The sequence below is a fragment of the Mycobacterium sp. E2462 genome (assembly GCF_001672685.1).
Lineage (GTDB): Bacteria > Actinomycetota > Actinomycetes > Mycobacteriales > Mycobacteriaceae > Mycobacterium.
Window position 1 is genome coordinate 1 of sequence record NZ_LZKC01000088.1, and the last position, 942, is coordinate 942.

Below are 942 nucleotides of genomic sequence, written 5' to 3' on the forward strand. Positions count from 1 at the left end.
CGACGTCGACGGTGTCGAAGTGCGTTGCGGCGTCGATGACGTCGACCAGCCCGCCGAACCGGACGCCCTTGACATCGCTGAAGCCGATCATGCGAGCGACGCCCGCGGGTTCGGCCACGCCACTGGCCTCGATGATGACGGCGTCGAGTTCGAGCCGTGGATCGGTGAACCTGGCCAACGCGTCGTCGATGCCGTCGTCGTCGGACAGGCAACAGATGCAGCCTCCGGCGATCGACGCGGGCTCGTCGATCTGGCCGGTCACCAGCATGGCGTCGACATTCAGTTCACCGAAATCGTTGATGATGACGCCGATCCGCGCTCCGGGACTGCGCAGCACGTGATTGAGCAGCGTGGTCTTGCCGGCACCGAGATAACCCGTCAAGCCGATCACGGGGATTGCTCGCACAGATCATCCTCCCGCTAACGTTGCAAGAACCAAAGCCTCTGTCCTGCATGTTATCGACTACCGCAGACCGCCCCGACGGCGCGCCGCCGCGCATTATTCTGCCGACAACCGAATAGGGGCTGAACAGTCCAAAAACAGCCTCCGATAAGAGTTTTCGCCTTCGCTCTGTGAGCTCATTGGTCCTGGCACGCAGCGCTCGGTCGGCGGCAAACTAAGCCGCGTGATGGCGGCGATGCCATCACCTCTTCCGTGGCCGCATCCAGCTTGCAAGGGCGGCCACAACTGATTCCTGACCGCCGAGATTGCCAGTGGTCTCGGTTGACTGAGGAGGACACGGTGTTTGACTTCGGAGCGAGACCGCCCGAAATCAATTCCGGTCTCATGTATGCGGGTCCGGGTTCGGGGCCGATGATGGCTGCGGCCGCCGCGTGGGATGAGATTGCCGCTGAAGTGGGGGCGGCGGCGAGTGGTTATTCGTCGGTGGTGACGGAGTTGAGCGGCGGTCCGTGGGTGGGGCCGGCGTCGGCGTCGATGCT

At 63.5% G+C, this 942-nt stretch carries 2 protein-coding genes; one reads left to right on the forward strand and one right to left on the reverse strand.

Annotated features, from left to right (window positions below; all coding sequences use genetic code 11):
* A partial coding sequence (locus A5714_RS04430) for a GTP-binding protein (protein WP_304528501.1) occupies positions 1-406 on the reverse strand: 406 nt, incomplete at its 3' end.
* A gap of 336 nt (positions 407-742) precedes the next feature.
* Between A5714_RS04430 and A5714_RS25060 the strand changes: the two genes are divergently transcribed.
* Positions 743-942: PPE domain-containing protein (locus A5714_RS25060; RefSeq protein ID WP_156747170.1), on the forward strand; the 200-nt coding region annotated here is incomplete at its 3' end.